The sequence below is a fragment of the Streptomyces albiaxialis genome (assembly GCF_039530985.1).
Classification (GTDB): Bacteria; Actinomycetota; Actinomycetes; order Streptomycetales; family Streptomycetaceae; genus Streptomyces; species Streptomyces albiaxialis.
The window spans coordinates 637,558-655,465 of record NZ_BAAAPE010000002.1 but is presented as its reverse complement, the minus strand read 5'-3'; the positions used below and the strand labels follow the sequence as shown (position 1 = coordinate 655,465).

The following is a 17,908-nucleotide window of genomic DNA, read 5'->3' as shown; positions in this document are numbered from 1 at the left end:
ATAGGCTCGCAAGTGGCTGTCGACCCCGTGCGGGAGAGTCCTCCGGTGAGGTTGCCGGAGGCGCCGAAGGAGCAACTCCTCCCCGGAATCTCTCAGGCTCACGTACCGCGCGGACGAGGTCACTCTGGAAAGCAGGGCGGGCCCCGGACCAGCACCGAAGCCCCTCCTCACCGACGGTGAAAGCCGGACTGCCGCAGTGCGGGGCCGCCCGGTGAAACTCTCAGGTTGCGATGACAGAGGGGGAGGCCGTCCGGGCACCCGTGCCAGGTGCCCTCGAAGGTCCCAGAGACCAGGAGGCCCCCGCAGATGACTTCCCACCGCATTCCGCTCACCGCTCTGGAGAGCGCGGCTCCCTTCGAGAACCGCCATATCGGCCCCGACAGCGCCGCCCAGGCCAAGATGCTCGCCCAGGTCGGGTACGGCTCGCTGGACGAGCTGACCGAGGCGGCCGTGCCGGACGTGATCAAGAGCACCGAGGCGCTCGCGCTGCCCGACGCGCGGAGCGAGGCCGAGGTGCTGGCCGAGCTGCGCGGCCTGGCCGCCCGTAACCAGGTGCTGCAGTCCATGATCGGCCTGGGCTACTACGGCACGTTCACGCCGCCCGTGATCCTGCGGAACGTGATGGAGAACCCCGCCTGGTACACCGCGTACACCCCATACCAGCCGGAGATCTCACAGGGCCGCCTGGAGGCGCTGCTCAACTTCCAGACGGTCGTCGCCGACCTGACCGGACTGCCGACCTCCGGTGCCTCGCTGCTGGACGAGTCCACCGCCGCCGCCGAGGCCATGGCGCTGTCGCGGCGCGTGGGCAAGGTCAAGGACGGCGTCTTCCTCGTCGACGCCGACTGCCTGCCGCAGACCGTCGCCGTGCTGCGTACGCGCGCGGAGCCGACCGGCGTCGAGATCGTCGTCGCCGACCTGGGCGCGGGCATCCCCGAGGAGATCGCCGAGCGCGGCGTCTTCGGCGTCCTCCTCCAGTACCCGGGCGCGTCCGGCGCCGTGCGCGACCACCGCGCCGTCATCGAGCGGGCGCACGAGCTGGGTGCCGTCGTCACCGTCGCCGCCGACCTGCTCGCGCTGACCCTGCTGACCTCGCCCGGCGAGCTGGGCGCCGACATCGCCGTCGGCTCCAGCCAGCGCTTCGGCGTCCCGATGGGATTCGGCGGGCCCCACGCGGGCTACATGGCGGTGCGCGAGACGTTCGCGCGCAGCCTGCCCGGGCGGCTCGTCGGCGTGTCCGTGGACGCCGACGGCGACCAGGCGTACCGCCTCGCGCTCCAGACCCGTGAGCAGCACATCCGCCGCGAGAAGGCCACCAGCAACATCTGCACCGCGCAGGTGCTGCTCGCCGTGATGGCGGGGATGTACGCGGCGTACCACGGCCCGGACGGCCTCGCCGCCATCGCCCGCCGTACGCACCGGTACGCGGCGCTGCTCGCCGCCGGGCTGCGCGCGGGCGGCGTGGAGGTCGTCCACGAGGCGTTCTTCGACACGGTCACCGTCCGTGTCCCCGGCAGGGCCGCGGAGGCCGTCGAGCGCGCCCGCGAGGCCGGGGTCAACCTGCGATCGGTGGACGCCGACCACGTGGGCATCGCCTGCGACGAGACGACGAGCCGCGCGCACCTGGCCACCGTCTGGGCCGCCTTCGGCGTCGGCGGGGCCGCCGACCTCGACGTCGACGCGCTCGACGCGGAGACCGAGGACGCGCTGCCCGAGGACCTGCTGCGTACGGACGAGTATCTGACGCACCCGGTCTTCCACGAGCACCGCTCCGAGACGGCCATGCTGCGCTACCTGCGCCGTCTCTCCGACCGGGACTACGCGCTGGACCGCGGCATGATCCCGCTCGGCTCCTGCACGATGAAGCTCAACGCGACCACCGAGATGGAGGCCGTGACCTGGCCCGAGTTCGGCGGCATGCACCCCTTCGCGCCCGCCGATCAGGCCGAGGGCTATCTGACGCTGATCCGCGAGCTGGAGGACCGCCTCGCCGAGGTCACCGGCTACGACAAGGTGTCCCTCCAGCCCAACGCGGGCTCGCAGGGCGAGCTGGCCGGTCTGCTGGCCGTTCGCGCGTACCACCGGGCGAACGGGGACACGCAGCGCGACATCTGCCTCATCCCCTCCTCCGCGCACGGGACGAACGCGGCGAGTGCGGTGATGGCCGGGATGAAGGTCGTCGTCGTCAAGACCAGCGAGAACGGCGACGTGGACGTCGAGGACCTGCGCGCCAAGATCGAGAAGCACGGCGACAAGCTCTCGGTCCTCATGGTCACCTACCCCTCCACGCACGGGGTGTTCGAGGAGCACATCACCGACATCTGCGGCGCCGTGCACGACGCGGGCGGCCAGGTCTACGTGGACGGGGCGAACCTCAACGCGCTGCTGGGGCTCGCCCGCCCCGGCAAGTTCGGCGCCGACGTCTCGCACCTGAACCTGCACAAGACCTTCTGCATCCCGCACGGCGGCGGCGGTCCGGGCGTCGGCCCGATCGGCGTCCGCGCGCACCTGGCGCCGTACCTGCCCAACCACCCGCTCCAGCCCGCCGCCGGGCCCGAGACGGGCATCGGCCCGGTCTCCGGCGCGCCCTGGGGCTCGGCCGGAATCCTGCCGATCTCGTGGGCGTACGTCCGGCTGATGGGCGCGGAAGGGCTGCGCCGGGCCACGCAGGTCGCGGTGCTCAGCGCGAACTACATCGCCAAGCGCCTGGAGCCGCACTACCCCGTGCTCTACACCGGGCCGAACGGGCTGGTGGCGCACGAGTGCATCATCGACGTGCGCCCGCTGACCAAGGCCACGGGCGTGACCATCGACGACGTCGCCAAGCGCCTGATCGACTACGGGTTCCACGCCCCGACCATGTCCTTCCCCGTGGCGGGCACGCTGATGACGGAGCCCACCGAGAGCGAGGACCTGGCGGAGCTCGACCGGTTCTGCGAGGCGATGATCGCGATCCGCGCGGAGGTCGACCGGGTCGGCTCGGGGGAGTGGGGCGCGGAGGACAACCCGCTGCGCAACGCGCCGCACACCGCCGCCCTGCTCGGCCGCGACTGGGACCACGCGTACAGCCGCGAGGAGGCCGTCTTCCCGGCCGGTGTCGAGGCCGCCGACAAGTACTGGCCGCCGGTGCGCCGGATCGACGGCGCCTACGGCGACCGCAACCTCGTGTGCTCCTGCCCGCCGGTGGCGGAGTACGAGGGCTGACGCGGGCGTACGAGGGCTGACGCGGCGGAAGGCCGCGCACACGTCAGGGCCGGTTCGGCGGGAGCGCCGGGCCGGCCCTGGCTCTTGCTGTGTTGTCAGGCCGCCGCGTCAGGCGGCGGTGGCGATGTGGTGCGTGCCGAGCGGCTTGTGCGGAGCGATGATCTGGCCGTCCGGCAGCAGCTCACCGGTGTCCTCGAAGAGCAGAACTCCATTGCACAGCAGGCTCCAGCCCTGTTCCGGGAAGTGGGCCACGGGTTGGGCGGCCTCCCGGTCGGCGGAGTCTGCTGTCGGGCACGGTGGCTGATGCTTGCACATTGTCGGTGTCGTCTTCCGTCGTGGTGTGGCTTCTGTCCTGCGGCTCGTGGTGTCCATGGCCGTTCCCCCGTATGTTTTCCGGTCCATCCCCAGTGTTCCGCCGCTGGCCCGAATCCGCAGGGATTTCGCGTCAGCACATCTCCAACTGGTCAGACGCGTCACCCTGTTGGGCGGTTGCGTCCAACCAGACGGTCCCTTTGGGTGGTTCGGCGTCCGTAAAGGACTAGTCCATACGGAGGGTGACAGGCGGGCCGGGCGCCACGGGCCCGGACGTGCGCACCACGGTCAGACAGGCGTACGCATCAGCGGCGCCGTCACCAGGCGGCGGGTCAGCATCGGCAGCAGCGCGTCCACCCGGTGCGGCTGGTGCGCGGGGATGCCGGGCGGGGCGGGGGCCAGGGGGATCAGCAGGTCGGACGGCTCGGGGGAGCCGGAGCCCGCGTCGGCCGAGAGGTCGCCGTGCAGCCAGAGCGTGAGCATGTACAGCTCGGGGACGGAGAGCAGCCGGGGCTGGTACGGCGTGGGCAGGAGCTGGGCCTGACGGAGGGCCCGCACGGTGGAGAGGACGTAGGGCCCCTCGCAGAACTGCCCGAAGGTCCAGCCGTCGGCGGTCAGCACGGCCTCGGCGACGCCCGAGTACGCGCCGCCCTCGATGCCCCTGCCCTGGACGCCGCGGGCACCCTTGGCGCCCCTGTCGTCGAGCAGGAAGCGCCAGCCCGTGAGCCGGGTGCGCGGCACGGCGCGGGACGCGGCGGAGGCGTGGGCGAAGCCGTCCATCTCGTGGACGGGGAGGGGGAGTTCGGGGCGCACCGGGCCCTGCGCGGCGCGCAGGGCGGCGGGCGTGCGGGTGCCACGGACCGCGGTGGGCGAACCGAGCGCGGTCAGGACACTGCGCAGGGCTGGGGCGGGGGCCGGGGGAACGTGCAGCGGCATGGTGGGTCGCCTCTCTTCGGAGACATGAGCGCGTCTGGGCTCGGCGGGGGCGCGGACGGCTGTGTCGGCGCGGGGGAACTGGCCGCGGGGGCGGCGGGGCGTCGACGCGGGGGCCGGGGGGCGCCAAGTCTCTGCCTCGTTCGCGGAGTTTATACGAGATGCGTTCGACCGGCGTTTCCACTAACCGGCGCCGGTGTTTCCGGACAGGGGAATTCTGGTCAAATGCGCAGCCCATTGAGCTGCGTTGCGCGGAAAATCATGCGCATGACCTCGGATTCCGCTGGATGCGCGGTCGGCCGGATCCGCTCGTGTGGTGCGGAACACGTGCGTCGAGGCCCGAAGGTGCCGTATGCCGAAGGAATGTGCCGTCCAACGGGCGTCAGCCTAGCCGCTGTTCTCCGCGCGGTCAGCCCCCGTAGGCGTTATCCGTCGTGCTCCCGGGCATCATCGGTGCACGCTCGGGCGGACGAGAAGAAGGCGAGGGAGCCTCCGATGGGAGAGAAGGTCGTGGCCGACAGGTTCGACCTGTCCGATCGGCAACGGTACCGGCAGAAGCTGCGCAAGTGCCTCCAGGGGCTCGCGCAGTTGCTGGAGGAGAAGAGGTTCGACCGGCCCCGGAATCTGATGGGGCTGGAGATCGAGCTGAATCTCGCCGATGCTGCCGGGCAGCCCTTGATGATGAATGCGGAGGTTCTTGAGCACATTGCGAGCCGTGATTTCCAGACGGAGCTGGGACAGTTCAATCTGGAAGTGAATATAGTGCCGCACGCGCTGGAAGGGCGGGTATTCGACCAGCTCGACGAGGAACTTCGCACGGGCCTCGCGTACGCGGACAGACAGGCCCAGGAAGTCGCCGGGCGCATTGTCATGATCGGAATTCTGCCGACGCTCTCGGCGGGCGATCTCACGCTCGCCAATCTGACGGCCGTGGACCGCTACACGCTGCTCAACGACCAGATCATGGCCTCGCGCGGCGAGGAGGTCGTCCTCGACATCGACGGCGTCGAGCATCTGACCCGCACCTCGGCCTCCATAGCCCCGGAGGCGGCCTGCACCTCCGTGCAGCTCCACCTCCAGGTGACCCCGGCGCGCTTCGCGGACGTGTGGAACGCGGCGCAGCTCGCCTGCGGCCCGCAGATCGCGATGGGCGCCAACTCGCCCTTTCTCTTCGGGCACGAGCTGTGGCGCGAGTCCCGCGCCCCGCTCTTCCTCCAGGCCACCGACACCCGGCCGCCGGAGCTGAGCGCCCAGGGCGTACGGCCCCGCACCTGGTTCGGGGAGCGGTGGATCGCCTCGGCATACGAACTGTTCGAGGAGAACCTGCGCTACTTCCCCTCCCTGCTGCCCATCTGCGACGACGAGGACCCTCAGCGCGTGCTCGACGCCGGGGGAACCCCGGCGCTGCCCGAACTGGTGCTGCACAACGGGACCATCTACCGCTGGAACCGCCCCGTCTACGGCGTCGTCGACGGCGTGCCGCATCTGCGCGTCGAGAACCGGGTGCTGCCCGCCGGGCCCACCGTGACCGACGTGCTGGCCAACACCGCGTTCTACTACGGCCTGGTGCGCGCCCTCGCCGACGAGCAGCGCCCCGCGTGGACGCGGATCCCGTTCGCCGACGCGGCACGGAACTTCGACGCGGCCTGCCGGTACGGGATCGACGCCGAGCTGTGGTGGCCCCGGGGCGGGCGTACGCCCGGGCTCGCGCGCGTACCGGCGACGCGGCTCGTGCAGGACCAGCTCCTGCCGCTCGCCGCGGCGGGGCTCGACGCGTGGGGAGTGGAGGCGGCCGACCGCGACCGGTATCTGTCGGTCATCGAGGAGCGGTGCCGCTGGCGGGTCAACGGCGCGTCGTGGCAGGCGACGGCGTACCGGCGCGCCGTGGACTCGGGGCTGGACCGGGAGAAGGCGCTGGCCGCCGTCACCCGCCGCTACTGCGAACTCGTCGCGACGGGCGAGCCGGTGCACACCTGGCCGCACGGCCCGTGACGGCCGCGACCGCTGTGGCGCTCAGCCCCTGCTGCCCGCCGCCATGATGGCCTTGAGGATGACCGAGTGGATCTGCGCCGGGTCGTCGACCTGGTGCGAGGAGCCGTGGGTCGCCTTGGCGATCTCCTTGGCGGCCTTCTCGTCCGCGTCGGGCCCGACGGCCACGGCGATGACCGGCAGCAGGGGCTTGCCCTCGGCCAGCTCGTCCAGCTCGGCGGTGAGTTCGTTGCGGTTGATGCTGCCCTCGTCCTCGTTGGCGCCGTCGGTGAGGAGGACCAGGGCGTTGAACTTGCCCTGCGCGTAGCCGTCGCGGGCCTTCTTGTACGCCGCGAGCGTGGTGTCGTAGAGGCCCGTGGCGCCCTCCGGGATCGGGGCCATCTTGCCGAAGGCGCCGGTGAGCCGGTCGCGCTGCGTCTCGTTGCCGCTCGTACGGCTGCCGAGGCGCTTGGTGGGCACCAGCTCGCGGTAGTCGCGCTTGCCGTCGAGCCGGGTGGAGAACTCCCAGAGCCCGACCTCGTCGTCGGGCGTGAACTGGGAGAGGCCCTGGATCAGCGAGGCCTTGGTGACGTCCATCCGGGACTGGCCGCGCCCGGGCACCTCCTGCGCCATCGACGCCGACGCGTCCACGACGATCATGAAGCGGGCGCTCTGCACGGTGATCGTCCACATGCCCAGGGCGGCGCTGACGTTCTTGGCCTCCGGCGGGTCGCCGGGTATCCCGTCGAAGGGCTGCGGCTCGCGCCCGCCCGCCGCGCGCGCGACGGCCGCGTCGGCCTTGCCGTTGACGGGCCGGAAGCCCGCGCGGGCGAGCACCTGGCGGCCCCGCGCGTCCCCGAGCAGGGTCTGGAAGCGGAGCGCTGCCCGGCCCTTCTCGGTGCTGATCTTCTGGTCGTCGACGAGGGTGTACGGGTAGTCGAGCACCGTGGCCTCGTCCTCGGGATAGAAGAGGCGCAGGTCGGTGGCGTCGCCCTCGCGCTTGTTGTGGGCGTAGGCGGCCTGCTCGGAGAGGATGAGCGCGTGATTGCGCTGCGGATTGCCCAGCTCGGCGTCCGAGGCGTCGTGCGGGAGGGTGGCCAGCACCTGGGAGTCGCCGGGGGCGGTGTGCTCGGCGAGCTGCTTGGCGGCGGCCGCGGTCTTCGTCTCGGCCTTCTTCCCCTCCTCCTTGACCGCCGACGCCTGCATCTGCGTGAGCGCGAGCAGGCCGGTGGCGCTGCGGGCCGGGTCGGCCGTGCCGAGGCGCATCTCGTCGTCGGCGGTCACCGAGGACGCCATCTTCGCCCAGGAGAGCTTCTTCTCCGGCCAGCCCAGCTTCTTGGCGGCCGACGGCACGGCCGCGAGCGTGAGCGGGGTGCTGGCGACATTGCCGAGCGTCTCCAGCGAGGGCGCGCCCGCCGCCGACGAGGCGCGGTCCACCCAGACCTTGGAGTCGGGCACCCACACGTCGCTGTCCAGGTCGTCGCCGCCGCGCGTCAGGGTGTCGGCCACCTCGGTGCCCGTACGCTCGCTGACCCGGACGTCCAGGCAGCGGCCGTCGGACTTGGCCTCGTTCTTCTTCGCCTCGTCCGCGACGGTGCGGAGGGCGGGGGCGATGTCGGGGGAGGCGGCGATGCGGAGTTCCACCGCGTCGCCCTCGCACGAGCCGCCGAAGGGGAGCACGCCCGTCTGCGCGGCCACGGCCCCGCCGGCGGCGATGGCGACGACGACGGCCGTCGCGAGCATCACGGTGCGGCGGCGCTTGCCCGCTCTCCGGGGCGGTTCGAGGGCGGCACGGGCACCCCTCCCGCCGCGGGAACCGGAGTTGTCGGGCAAGCTGTGACGTGGCATGACGTAGGCGCCTCTCCTGAAAGCCGCTCGGGCGGCGACCGGGGAGAGGAGCGGCACACCGTGACGGAGTCCGTCCCCGGGCGGTCGCGCGCGATCTTCGTACCTGCATTCGAGACCCTAGCGTGGCCACGGTGGGGATGAGGCTCGAATGCCGAACTGGTACCGGCAGCGGCGGACGAGGCGGACGGGCGGGACGTGACGGGAGAGAACGGGCGGAATGAGCGCCCTTCGGAACGGGAGGTTTGTGTGCGGTCGCGGGTTCCTGATGAGCCGTCGCCGGTGGTGGCGCTCCCCGAGGACGGCCCTGACCGGCGGACGCTCCGTACGGAGCTGCTGCTCGTGCTCGCCCTCTCGCTCGGGGCGAGCGGGGTCTCCTCGCTGATCCGGTTCATCGGGGCGCTGACCCGGCCGGGCGGCCTGGCCGACCAGTCCGCGCAGCTCAACACCTCGCAGGCGCCCGGGCGTCCGTGGCTCGACCTGGCCTGGCAGCTCTTCGGTATCGCGACGGCGCTGGTGCCCGTCGCGCTGGTCGCGCACTTCCTGGTGCGCGAGGGCGCGGGCGGGCTGCGGGCGCTGGGCTTCGACCGGCTCAGGCCCGCGTTCGACCTGAGCCGAGGCGCGGCCGTCGCCGCGGGCATCGGCGGCTGCGGCATCGCCTTCTACCTCGTCGCCCAGGCGAGCGGCTTCAACCTCACCGTGGAGCCCGAGTCCCTGCCGCCGGTCTGGTGGAAGTACCCGGTGCTGGTCCTCTCCGCCGTGCAGAACTCGGTGCTGGAGGAGGTCATCGTCCTCGGCTATCTGGTGCGCAGGCTGGACCAGTTGGGCTGGGGGCCGATGGCCGTGCTCGCCGGCAGCTCGGTGCTGCGCGGCTCGTACCACCTCTACCAGGGCATCGGCGGCTTCCTCGGCAACATGGCGATGGGCGCCGTCTTCGTGCTGCTCTACCGGCGGTGGGGGCGCGTCGGACCGCTGGTCGCGGCCCACGCGCTGATCGACATCGTGGCCTTCGCCGGATACGCGCTGCTCGCGGGCAAGGTGGGCTGGCTGCCCACGCCCGACTGACGCCCGCGCGTACCCGGGGCCTCACAGTTCCGTGCGCAGCTCCGCGTCGAGGACGGTGAACGCCGTGCCGGTCAGCAGCGTCCGTTCGCCGCGCAGCTCGGTGCGCACATACCCCGAACGGGCCGACGCCTGGAGCCCCGTCAGGCTGTCGCTGCCCAGCCGCGCCGACCACAGCGGGGCGAGGGCGGTGTGCGCGCTGCCCGTGACCGGGTCCTCCGGGATGCCGTGGCGCGGGGCGAACATCCGCGACACGAAGTCGTACGCGCCTCCGTCCGCGGTACGGGCGCCCGCCGCGGGTGCCGTCACGATGACCGCGGGCCAGTCGAGCGCGGCCACGGCGGCCAAGTCCGGGCGCAGCGCGCGCACGGTCGCCTCGTCCGCGACGTCCACCAGCAGATAGTCCAGCGGCGCGGTGTCGTACGCGGCGGTCACCTCGGCGCCGAGCGCCGCCGCGACGCCCTCGGGGATCCCGACGGGCGCGGGTGTGCTGGTGGGGAAGTCGAGCGCGATGTCGCCGCAGGCGCGCGCCGTGGCGCCGAGCACGCCGCTGCGGGTGCGGAACCGGACGGTCTCGCCGGGCTTGGCGTGGCCGTCCTCGGCGAGCAGGTGCGCGGTGGCCACGGTCGCGTGGCCGCACATATCGACCTCGGCGACGGGCGTGAACCAGCGCAGCGCCCAGTCGGCCTCGGGGTCGTCCGGGAGCGGGTGCGCGTACGCGGTCTCGGCGAGGTTCATCTCGGCGGCCAGCGTCTGGAGGCGGCCGTCCTCGGGGAACGGGCCGCTGTCGAAGAGCACGACGGCGGCGGGGTTGCCGGTGTAGGGGCGGTCGGCGAAGGCGTCGACGGTACGGATCCTCATGCTCGCGGAGCGTAGAGAGCCATATCGTCGCTGGATACGGCCAATCCCACGGAAGTGGCTTGATCCGTCGCAACGGATCTGCCCGGAGGCCGGCCGACGCCGTGGCCGCGCCGTGCACCCCGGACCGGCGTGTGGCGGTGGGCGTCGGTCCCGGGGTGCGGGGCGCGGGGCCGGCTCACAACGTGGGCAGTGCGCGCAGTGCGGTGTGCAATGCCGCAGCCACCCGCCGGGCGTCGGCCTCGGTGGTTCGCCAGTTGCTGAAGGCCGCCCGCAGCGCGGGCACGCCGTCGAGGACGGTGGGGGTGAGGAAGGCTTCGGCGGCCAACTGCCCGGCGAGTGCGGCGAGCCGTTCGGTGGTGGGGTTCTCGGCAAGGGTGAAGCAAACGACGTTGAGGCGGACCGGTGCCAGGAGCCGCAGGCCGGGTGCGTTCTCGACGGCGTCGCCCAACGCACGGGCGCAGTCGACGCACCTTTCGGTGATCTCGCGATGGCCGTCCCGGCCGTAGGCCCGCAGGGTGAACCATGCCGCGAGAGCGCGCAGGCGGCGGGAATTCTCCGGGGTGAGGTGGGCCATGTCGGGGGTGTCCCCGAGCGGACCGAGGTAGGCCGCCGCGTTCTGGAAGACGCGCGTCTGCAGGTCGGGGCGGCGAGTGAACTGCACGGCGCTGTCATAGGGAACGTTCAGCCACTTGTGCAGGTCGACGCAGATCGAGTCGGCGAGGTCGAGGCCGTCCACCAAGTGGGCGTGCTCGGGGGACAGGGCGGCGAAGGCGCCGAAGGCCGCGTCCACGTGCAGCCAGAACGAGTAACGCTCGCGCAGCGCGGCGATGGCACGCAGATCGTCGAAGTCGACGGTGTTGACCGTACCTGCGTTGGCCACCACGACGCACCGTCCGTCGCTCTCCCCTTCGGCGAGCGCGTGCTCCAGTTCCGCCAGGTCGACCGCTTCCCGCCCGGGGAGGGTGGGCACGCGCACGAGGGACTTCCGTCCCAGACCGAGCATCGACAACCCCTTGGGCACGCTGGAGTGCGCGGCCCCTGACAGCACCCGTACGGAACCGAGCGCGCCCGCACCATGCTCAGCCGGTGAGATGCCCCGCTGTTCCCCGAGCCATTCGCGGGCGACGGCGAGGCCGACGGTGTTGGACATGGTGGCGCCGCTGACAAAGGTCCCGTGGTGCTCTTCGGAGAGGCCGAACAGGGTCCGCAGCCAGCCGATCGTCTCCCGCTCCAGGTGCTGTCCGGCCCCGTCCAGGGAAGACATCGCGTTCTGGTCCCAGGTCGCGGTCAGCCAGTCGCCGGCCAGCGCGGCGGGCGTCGCGCCCCCGGTGACGAATCCCAGATAGCGCGGTCCGGCGCTCGCCGAGAGGGCCGGCTCCCATCGGGCGGCGAAATCGTCCACCGCTGCCTGGAGCCCTGCCCCCTGTGCGGGCAGAGGGTCCGGATCCGGCAGCGGCGCTGAGGGGACGACCTCTCGTTCGGGGATTTCCTTGAGCAGGCCGACAGCGTGTTGACGAACGGTCTCCAACAGGAGCGGCAGTCCGTCGCGGTCGGCGGCAAGTCGCGGGTGCACGGGATGTCTCCTTCGTCGTGTGGCCACGACTGTATGGAGCCCACCGCTCCGACTACCGGTCCAATCGCGGACAACTGGCCTTGGGCCTACCAGGCGGACCCCGACGTCACCGGCTCGCTCACACCACATGGCTCGCGGGTGCTTGCCATCCGAACAGTCTCGATATATCGTTGAGGCATCGCGACTGATCAAAGATGGATCAGTCATCGACGACAAGGAGAGAACCATGCACCCCTACGAACACATCCACGGTGCGGAACACGGACACGGCGAAGGCCGCGGACGCGGGCGTGGTCCCGGCGGTCCCGGGCGGGGCTGGGGCCGCGGTGAGCGCGGGCGCTCCGCCTTCGGGCCCTTCGGCCCCCCGTTCGGCGACGGCCCGGCCTTCGGCGGCAGGGGCCGCGGAAGGGGCGGCGGTCCCGGGCCGCGCGGCGGCAGGGCCCGGCGCGGTGACGTACGCGCCTCGATCCTGGCGCTGCTCAAGGACCGCCCGATGCACGGGTACGAGATGATCCAGGAGATCGCCGAGCGCAGTGGCGGCGCCTGGAAGCCGAGCCCCGGATCGGTCTATCCCACCCTCCAGCTCCTGGAGGACGAGGGCCTGATCACCAGCGAGAGCGAGGGCGGCAAGAAGCTCTTCGCGCTCACCGAGTCGGGCAGGACCGAGGCCGAGGCGGGCGCCGAGGCCCCCTGGGAGGAGGCCGGGCGCGGCGTCGACTGGGAGGCCGCCCGCGAGATGCGCAACGCGGCGGGCGGCCTGGCCGGGGCGTTCCACCAGGTGTGGACCACCGGCACGCCCGAGCAGCGCGACAAGGCGCTGACCGTGGTCAACGACGCGAAGAAGAAGCTCTATCTCATCCTCGCCGAGGCCGAGGACACGGCCGAGGAAACGGCCGAGGAGAAGTGAGGGCGTGACGGCGCCCGTGCGCCGTCACGATCACGAGCGAGCGTGTGAGCGTGTGACGCGGCCGGGTCCCCTCGGGGCCCGGCCGCGTCCTTTCGGTCTCAGTGCGCCGGGCCCGAGCCCAGGCGCAGGGCGGTGGCGTCGAGTTCGCCCTCGCCGCAGACGGTGCCCAGCTTCCACTCCGTCTGCAGTGCGCGGCGCTGGTCGGGCGGGATGACGCGCAGCGTGCGCGGCTCCGGGCAGGTGCCGTCCGCCGGGTCGCCGGTGCCGGGGACGACGGTCCAGTGCAGCCTGCTCCAGGCGCGGTCGCCGGGCCGCATCGTGAACTGCTCCGAGGCGTTCGACCGGTCCCGTTCGGTGGTCGTCGGGATCTTCACGCCGTCGTCCTTCGCGAGCTGGAGACCGGGCCAGCCGCGCGTACGGCAGGGCGCGTCCGAGGAGTTCGTCAGCACGAGCGCGGCGTAGCGCTGGCCCGCGCCGGACTCCAGCGAGCGGAGGGAGACCTTCAGCCGCTCCGTACCGCACCAGGGAGTGCCCCGGGGTGACGCCGCCTGCTTCTTGGCCGCGGTGTCCTCCGTACGCGCCGCGCCCTCGGCCTCTTTCACGGCGGCGGGCGCCGAGGACTGCGCGGACTGCGGGGAATTCGCGGATTTCGACGGCTTCGCGGACTGCGAGGACTTCGGGGCCTCCGACGAGGAGGCGGGGGAGGAGGAGTGTGCCGTGCAGCCCGCGGCGATCAGCGCGGTGGTCGCGGCGAGGGCGGCGAGTGCCGGACGTGCGTACGGAGCATGGTGTGGGGCCATGGTCTCTCCCGTTGCTGCCGGAGCGGGTGTCGCGGGCTTGGACTGACCTCTCGCTGTGCAGGTTCCCCGTTACCGCGCGCTCATCCCTCGCGAACCGTCCGGCCGGGCGGGAGTGTTGAGCCGCCAGATCTCCGCGGCGTCGAAGGAGTCGTACGCGCGCGGGAGACGGGCGTCGTCCTCATGGCAATGGAACGCGGACCAGAACAGATCGCCGGGCAGCGCGTCGCGCGGGGCGTACACCCGGTACACGTACTGTTTTCCGTCCGTTCCCGGCAGCGCCACCATCCAGCAGCCCGGTACGGGCTCGGCGAGTGCGGCCATAGGGCTCCTGGGCCGGGTGGGGGTGACGGGCGGGAACATGAGGTGAGGTGCGGTGTGACGGCGTAGGTGCCAGGGTCGCGGGTGGGGGACGGGTCGGGGTGGTGTGCGGCACCATATCCTCCCCAGGGAGGAGACGTCGGACGTCTGTGCCCAACCTCTGGGGGATGTGCATATGCCACGGGGTGCCGATGTCCGCTCCGGGTGCGTGTGATGTGGTGTTCGTGTGCAGAGCCCTACACCGTCCAGCGAACCAGCCGACACAGGAGTCGAGGAGCAGGTCAGTGCTGCGCTGGCGGCGATGGTGGTGACCGCGCGGCGGCGCGCGGCGCGGGACGGGGACCGGCAGATCGACACCGCGCACCTGCTGCACAGCCTCCTGGAGTCCGACCGCGAGGTCTGGGAACTGCTCGACGGGGACGAGCCCGGGCCCCAGGTCGGCAAGCTCCTCGGCTATCTCGTGCAGCGCAGCATCGGCTACGGGCTGCGGTGGCAGGGCAGCGTCGAGGACTCGGGCGCCGTGCCCGCGGTCTCCGACCAGCCCGGCGGCGTGCCCGGCTGGTCGCCGAGCGCCGCGGCGGCCCTGGAACTGGCGCGCGAGAGGGCGCGCGAGCGCGGCGCGGAGTACGCGGAGGGGGTCGATCTCTTCGCGGGCGTCGTCGCCGACGAGGAGTGCCGCGGCGTCGAGGTGCTGCGGCGGGCCGGCGTGGACACCGACAAGCTGGCCGCACGCCTGGGGACGACGGGCCGCGGCCCCCGGGGCTGACGGCCACCCAAGCTGACGACCGCCCAACGGCCCGGCACGGGCCCGGCGGCACTGCCCGGCCCAGCAGCGGTGACAGGGCCAACGGGGGTGACACTCCTGTCGCGCGCTGCGATGATTCTCCGATGCGCGACACCTCTCCCGTACCGGGTGCCCCGCGGGCCCGTACGTCCGCCCTCGCCCTGGCCCTGCTCTCGGCCTTCGCCTTCGGCGGCTCGGGCGTCGCGGCCAAACCGCTCATCGAGGCGGGGCTCGAACCGCTCCATGTGACCTGGCTGCGCGTCGCGGGTGCCGCGCTCGTGCTGCTGCCGCTGGCCTGGCGCCACCGGAACCTGCTGCGCGAACGCCCCGGGCTGCTCCTCGGCTTCGGCCTGCTCGCGGTCGCGGGCGTGCAGGCGTTCTACTTCGCGGCGCTCTCCCGTATCCCCGTCGGTGTCGCGCTGCTCATCGAGTATCTGGCGCCCGCGCTCGTCCTGGTCTGGGTGCGGTTCGTGCAGCGGCGGCCCGTGACCCGCGCCGCCGCCGTGGGCGTGGTGCTCGCGGTGGGCGGGCTCGGCTGCGTGGTCGAGGTCTGGTCCGGGCTGCGCTTCGACGCGCTCGGACTGCTGCTGGCGCTCGGCGCGGCCTGCTGCCAGGTCGGGTACTTCGTCCTGTCCGACCACGGCAGCGAGGAGACCGACGGCCGCCCCGCCGCCGATCCGCTCGGCGTCATCGCCTACGGGCTGCTGATCGGCGCCGTCGTGCTCACCGTCGTCGCCCGCCCCTGGGGCATGGACTGGGATGTGCTCGGCGGTACGGCCGAGATGGACGGCACGCCCGTACGCGCGCTCGTGCTGCTCGGCTGGATCGTCCTGGTCGCGACGGTGACCGCGTACCTCACGGGCGTGATCTCCGTGCGGATGCTGTCGCCGCAGGTCGCGGGCGTGGTGGCCTGCCTGGAGGCCGTCATCGCGACCGTACTGGCGTGGGTGCTGCTCGGTGAGCACCTCAGCGCCGTACAGCTCGCGGGCGGCGCGATCGTGCTGCTCGGCGCGTTCATCGCCCAGCGCTCGACGCCCAAGGCGCCGCCCGCGCGGGACGAGGAGGGGCGGGCGGTCGCCGTGGCCTCGGGCGAGCCGCACGGCGACGGCGACCGCCCGTCCGGCGTCAGCGCGCGGTGAGGTAGTCCGGGACCGGGATGCCGGGGGCGAGGTCCTCGGACGGGACCGGCGTGCCGTACGCGGGCGCGACCGGGAGGACGCCGCTCCAGTAGGGGAGGCCGAGGTCCTCGGGCTCGTCGTTGGGCCCGCCCGTGCGGGACTTGGCCGAGACCTCCTCCAGGTCGAGGCGGAGCACGGCGGTGGCCGCCAGCTCCTTCGCGTTGCCCCGGCGCGAGTCGTCGGCGCGGCCGGGGACCACCGAGTCGGTCAGCGCGTCGAGGGCGGTGAGCCGCTCGCCGGGATCGGTCACCTGGCGGGCGAGGCCGTGGACGACCACCGAGCGGTAGTTGATCGAGTGGTGGAAGCCGGAGCGGGCGAGGACGATCCCGTCGACATGGGTGACCGTCAGGCAGACCGGCATGCCGGGGTCGGTCTCGCTCGCCTCGCGCAGCGCCCAGGCGCCCGTCGAGCCGTGCACGTACAGCCGCTCGTCCACGCGCGCGTAGAGCGTGGGCAGGACGACGGGGGCGCCGTCGCGGACGAAGCCGAGATGGCAGAGGTACCCCTCGTCGAGTATCCCGTGCACGAACTCCTTGTCGTACGAGGCGCGTTCGCGGGAGCGGGTGGGGGTGGTGCGGTCGGTTCTCGCGTAGGCCGAAGGGGCGGGGGTGTCGGTTGCGGTGGCGGCGGTATCGGTGGACACGAGGCACTCCCCTTGCGTCGTCATTTGTACTAGTGCACAATTGTCTTTGTGCTAGGAGAATACAGGATCGAGGGGCGCCGCGCAGCGGAGATCGCCGCCAGCGTGGAGCGCGGCGTGGGTGCAGGGGACCTCAGGCCGGGCCAAGTCCTGCCGCCCCTGCGCGAGTTGGCGACGGAGCTGGGCGTGAATCCGAACACGGTGGCGGCGGCGTACCGCACGCTCCGCGAGCGCGGCGTCGTCGAGACCGCCGGGCGGCGCGGCACCCGCGTGCGCTCGCGCCCGGCGAGCACGCCCCGCGAGTCCCTCGGCGTCGAGGCCCCCGAGGGCGCCGTCGACATCTCGGACGGCAATCCGGACCCGGCCCTGCTCCCCTCCCTCACCGAGGCGCTCGCCGTCGCCGCCGACCGCGCGTCCCACGCCCCGGTGCTCTACGGGGGCCCGGCCGTCGACCCCGAACTGGCCTCCCACGCCCGCGCCGAGCTGGCGGCCGACGGCATCCCGGCGGACCACCTCGCCGTGACCTCCGGGTCCCTCGACGCGATCGAGCGGGTGCTCGCCGCCCACCTCCGCCCCGGCGACGCCGTCGCCGTCGAGGACCCGGGCTGGGGCAGCCTCCTCGACCTCGTCCCCGGACTCGGGCTGCGCGCCGTCCCGGTCGCCGTCGACGACGAGGGCCCGCTGGCGGACGCGCTGGAGCGCGCGCTGGGGGAGGGGGCGCGGGCCGTCGTCGTCACCTGCCGCGCGCAGAACCCGACGGGCGCCGCCGTCTCCGCCGCGCGCGCCCGCGAGCTGCGCGCCGTGCTCGCGGCCCGCCCCGGGACGCTGCTCATCGAGGACGACCACGGCCACGGCATCGTCGACCTCCCCCCGCACACCCTCGCGGGCACCACCGAGCACTGGGCCCTGGCCCGCTCGACCGCGAAGGCGTACGGACCGGATCTCCGCCTCGCCGTCCTCGCCGGTGACGCCCTCACCGTCGACCGCGTCCGGGGCCGCCAGCGCCTCGGCCCCGGCTGGGTCAGCCATGTGCTGCAGCACGCTGTCGCGCACCTGTGGGCCTCGGGCTCCGTCGACCCCGCGCACGTGGCCCGCTCGTACGCCGGGCGGCGCGACGCGCTGATCGCCGCGCTCGCCGACCGCGACATCACCGCGTACGGGCGCACGGGCATGAACGTATGGCTGCACGCCCCCGACGAGACCGGGGCCGTCGCCCGCCTCCTCCACGCGGGCTGGGCCGCCGCCCCCGGTGCCCGCTTCCGCCTCGCCTCCCCGCCGGGCCTCCGCCTCACGGTCTCCCGCCTCGCGCCGCGCGAGATCCCCCTCCTCGCCGCGGACCTGGCCTCGGCGATCAGCCCGGGTGAGGCCCGCCGGTACGGGTGAGGGCCGGCGGTACGGGTGAGGGCCGGTGCCCTCGGTGCCGGATGGAAGGATGCCGTGCCATGACCGCACCGATCAGTGAGTCGTGGACGCGCATGGAGACGTGGCTGACCGAGCACGCCCCGGCGACGCACGCCGCGCTG

General features: G+C 72.9%; 15 protein-coding genes and 1 riboswitch. Of the genes, 7 read left to right on the top strand and 8 right to left on the bottom strand.

Features of this window, described 5'->3' with window-relative positions; all coding sequences use genetic code 11:
- The first annotated feature begins 20 nt into the window (after positions 1-20).
- Positions 21-118: riboswitch (glycine riboswitch) on the top strand.
- Positions 119-306: 188 nt separating this feature from the next.
- Complete coding sequence (gcvP, locus tag ABD343_RS08020; protein ID WP_344525524.1) at positions 307-3,204, top strand: aminomethyl-transferring glycine dehydrogenase; 2,898 nt, start codon at positions 307-309, stop codon at positions 3,202-3,204.
- Positions 3,205-3,312: 108 nt separating this feature from the next.
- On the opposite strand, the gene ABD343_RS08015 is transcribed toward gcvP, so the two are convergent.
- Together ABD343_RS08015 and ABD343_RS08010 are read right to left on the bottom strand one after the other, a co-directional pair.
- Complete coding sequence (locus ABD343_RS08015) at positions 3,313-3,519, bottom strand: DUF5999 family protein (protein WP_344525522.1); 207 nt, start codon at positions 3,517-3,519, stop codon at positions 3,313-3,315.
- A gap of 285 nt (positions 3,520-3,804) precedes the next feature.
- The gene (locus tag ABD343_RS08010; RefSeq protein ID WP_344525520.1) at positions 3,805-4,452 is read right to left on the bottom strand and encodes a hypothetical protein; all 648 of its coding nucleotides are present in this window, start codon (positions 4,450-4,452) and stop codon (positions 3,805-3,807) included.
- 492 nt (positions 4,453-4,944) lie between these two features.
- Between ABD343_RS08010 and ABD343_RS08005 the strand changes: the two genes are divergently transcribed.
- Positions 4,945-6,441 carry a glutamate-cysteine ligase family protein gene (locus ABD343_RS08005; protein ID WP_344525518.1) on the top strand — a complete coding sequence of 499 codons (1,497 nt, stop codon included), beginning with the start codon at positions 4,945-4,947 and terminating at the stop codon, positions 6,439-6,441.
- A gap of 21 nt (positions 6,442-6,462) precedes the next feature.
- Here the strand turns inward: ABD343_RS08005 and ABD343_RS08000 are convergent, their stop codons facing one another.
- Complete coding sequence (locus ABD343_RS08000; RefSeq protein WP_344525516.1) at positions 6,463-8,265, bottom strand: substrate-binding domain-containing protein; 1,803 nt, start codon at positions 8,263-8,265, stop codon at positions 6,463-6,465.
- Positions 8,266-8,544: 279 nt separating this feature from the next.
- Here ABD343_RS08000 and ABD343_RS07995 point away from each other — a divergent pair, with 279 nt between their 5' ends.
- A complete protein-coding gene (locus tag ABD343_RS07995) occupies positions 8,545-9,327 on the top strand; it encodes a CPBP family intramembrane glutamic endopeptidase (protein ID WP_425578123.1) in 783 nt (260 codons plus the stop codon).
- A 21-nt stretch (positions 9,328-9,348) separates the two neighbouring features.
- Here the strand turns inward: ABD343_RS07995 and ABD343_RS07990 are convergent, their stop codons facing one another.
- Both ABD343_RS07990 and ABD343_RS07985 read right to left on the bottom strand, forming a co-directional pair.
- Positions 9,349-10,185: a PhzF family phenazine biosynthesis protein gene (locus ABD343_RS07990; RefSeq protein ID WP_344525512.1), complete on the bottom strand. Its 837-nt coding sequence runs from the start codon at positions 10,183-10,185 to the stop codon at positions 9,349-9,351.
- A gap of 175 nt (positions 10,186-10,360) precedes the next feature.
- Entirely contained in the window at positions 10,361-11,758 is a 1,398-nt protein-coding gene (locus tag ABD343_RS07985; RefSeq protein WP_344525510.1) for a pyridoxal phosphate-dependent decarboxylase family protein, read from the bottom strand.
- Positions 11,759-11,984: 226 nt separating this feature from the next.
- On the opposite strand from ABD343_RS07985, the gene ABD343_RS07980 reads away from it, so the two are divergent.
- Entirely contained in the window at positions 11,985-12,665 is a 681-nt protein-coding gene (locus ABD343_RS07980) for a PadR family transcriptional regulator (protein ID WP_344525508.1), read from the top strand.
- Between the two features lie 98 nt (positions 12,666-12,763).
- Here the strand turns inward: ABD343_RS07980 and ABD343_RS07975 are convergent, their stop codons facing one another.
- Together ABD343_RS07975 and ABD343_RS07970 are read right to left on the bottom strand one after the other, a co-directional pair.
- On the bottom strand, positions 12,764-13,465 hold the full coding sequence (locus ABD343_RS07975; protein WP_344525506.1) for a DUF4232 domain-containing protein: 702 nt from the start codon (positions 13,463-13,465) through the stop codon (positions 12,764-12,766).
- 69 nt (positions 13,466-13,534) lie between these two features.
- The gene (locus ABD343_RS07970) at positions 13,535-13,786 is read right to left on the bottom strand and encodes a hypothetical protein (RefSeq protein ID WP_344525504.1); all 252 of its coding nucleotides are present in this window, start codon (positions 13,784-13,786) and stop codon (positions 13,535-13,537) included.
- Between the two features lie 223 nt (positions 13,787-14,009).
- On the opposite strand from ABD343_RS07970, the gene ABD343_RS07965 reads away from it, so the two are divergent.
- Positions 14,010-14,549 (top strand): Clp protease N-terminal domain-containing protein, encoded by a 540-nt coding sequence (locus tag ABD343_RS07965; protein WP_344525502.1) that lies wholly within the window; start codon positions 14,010-14,012, stop codon positions 14,547-14,549.
- 122 nt (positions 14,550-14,671) lie between these two features.
- Positions 14,672-15,706 (top strand): EamA family transporter, encoded by a 1,035-nt coding sequence (locus ABD343_RS07960; RefSeq protein WP_344525500.1) that lies wholly within the window; start codon positions 14,672-14,674, stop codon positions 15,704-15,706.
- On the opposite strand, the gene ABD343_RS07955 is transcribed toward ABD343_RS07960, so the two are convergent.
- On the bottom strand, positions 15,693-16,388 hold the full coding sequence (locus ABD343_RS07955; RefSeq protein WP_344525499.1) for a pyridoxamine 5'-phosphate oxidase family protein: 696 nt from the start codon (positions 16,386-16,388) through the stop codon (positions 15,693-15,695). The two genes, ABD343_RS07960 and ABD343_RS07955, sit on opposite strands and share 14 nt — an antisense overlap.
- 48 nt (positions 16,389-16,436) lie before the next feature.
- Between ABD343_RS07955 and ABD343_RS07950 the strand changes: the two genes are divergently transcribed.
- Positions 16,437-17,768, top strand: coding sequence for an aminotransferase class I/II-fold pyridoxal phosphate-dependent enzyme (locus tag ABD343_RS07950; protein ID WP_344525497.1), 1,332 nt, complete (start codon positions 16,437-16,439; stop codon positions 17,766-17,768).
- Positions 17,769-17,908: the final 140 nt, after the last annotated feature.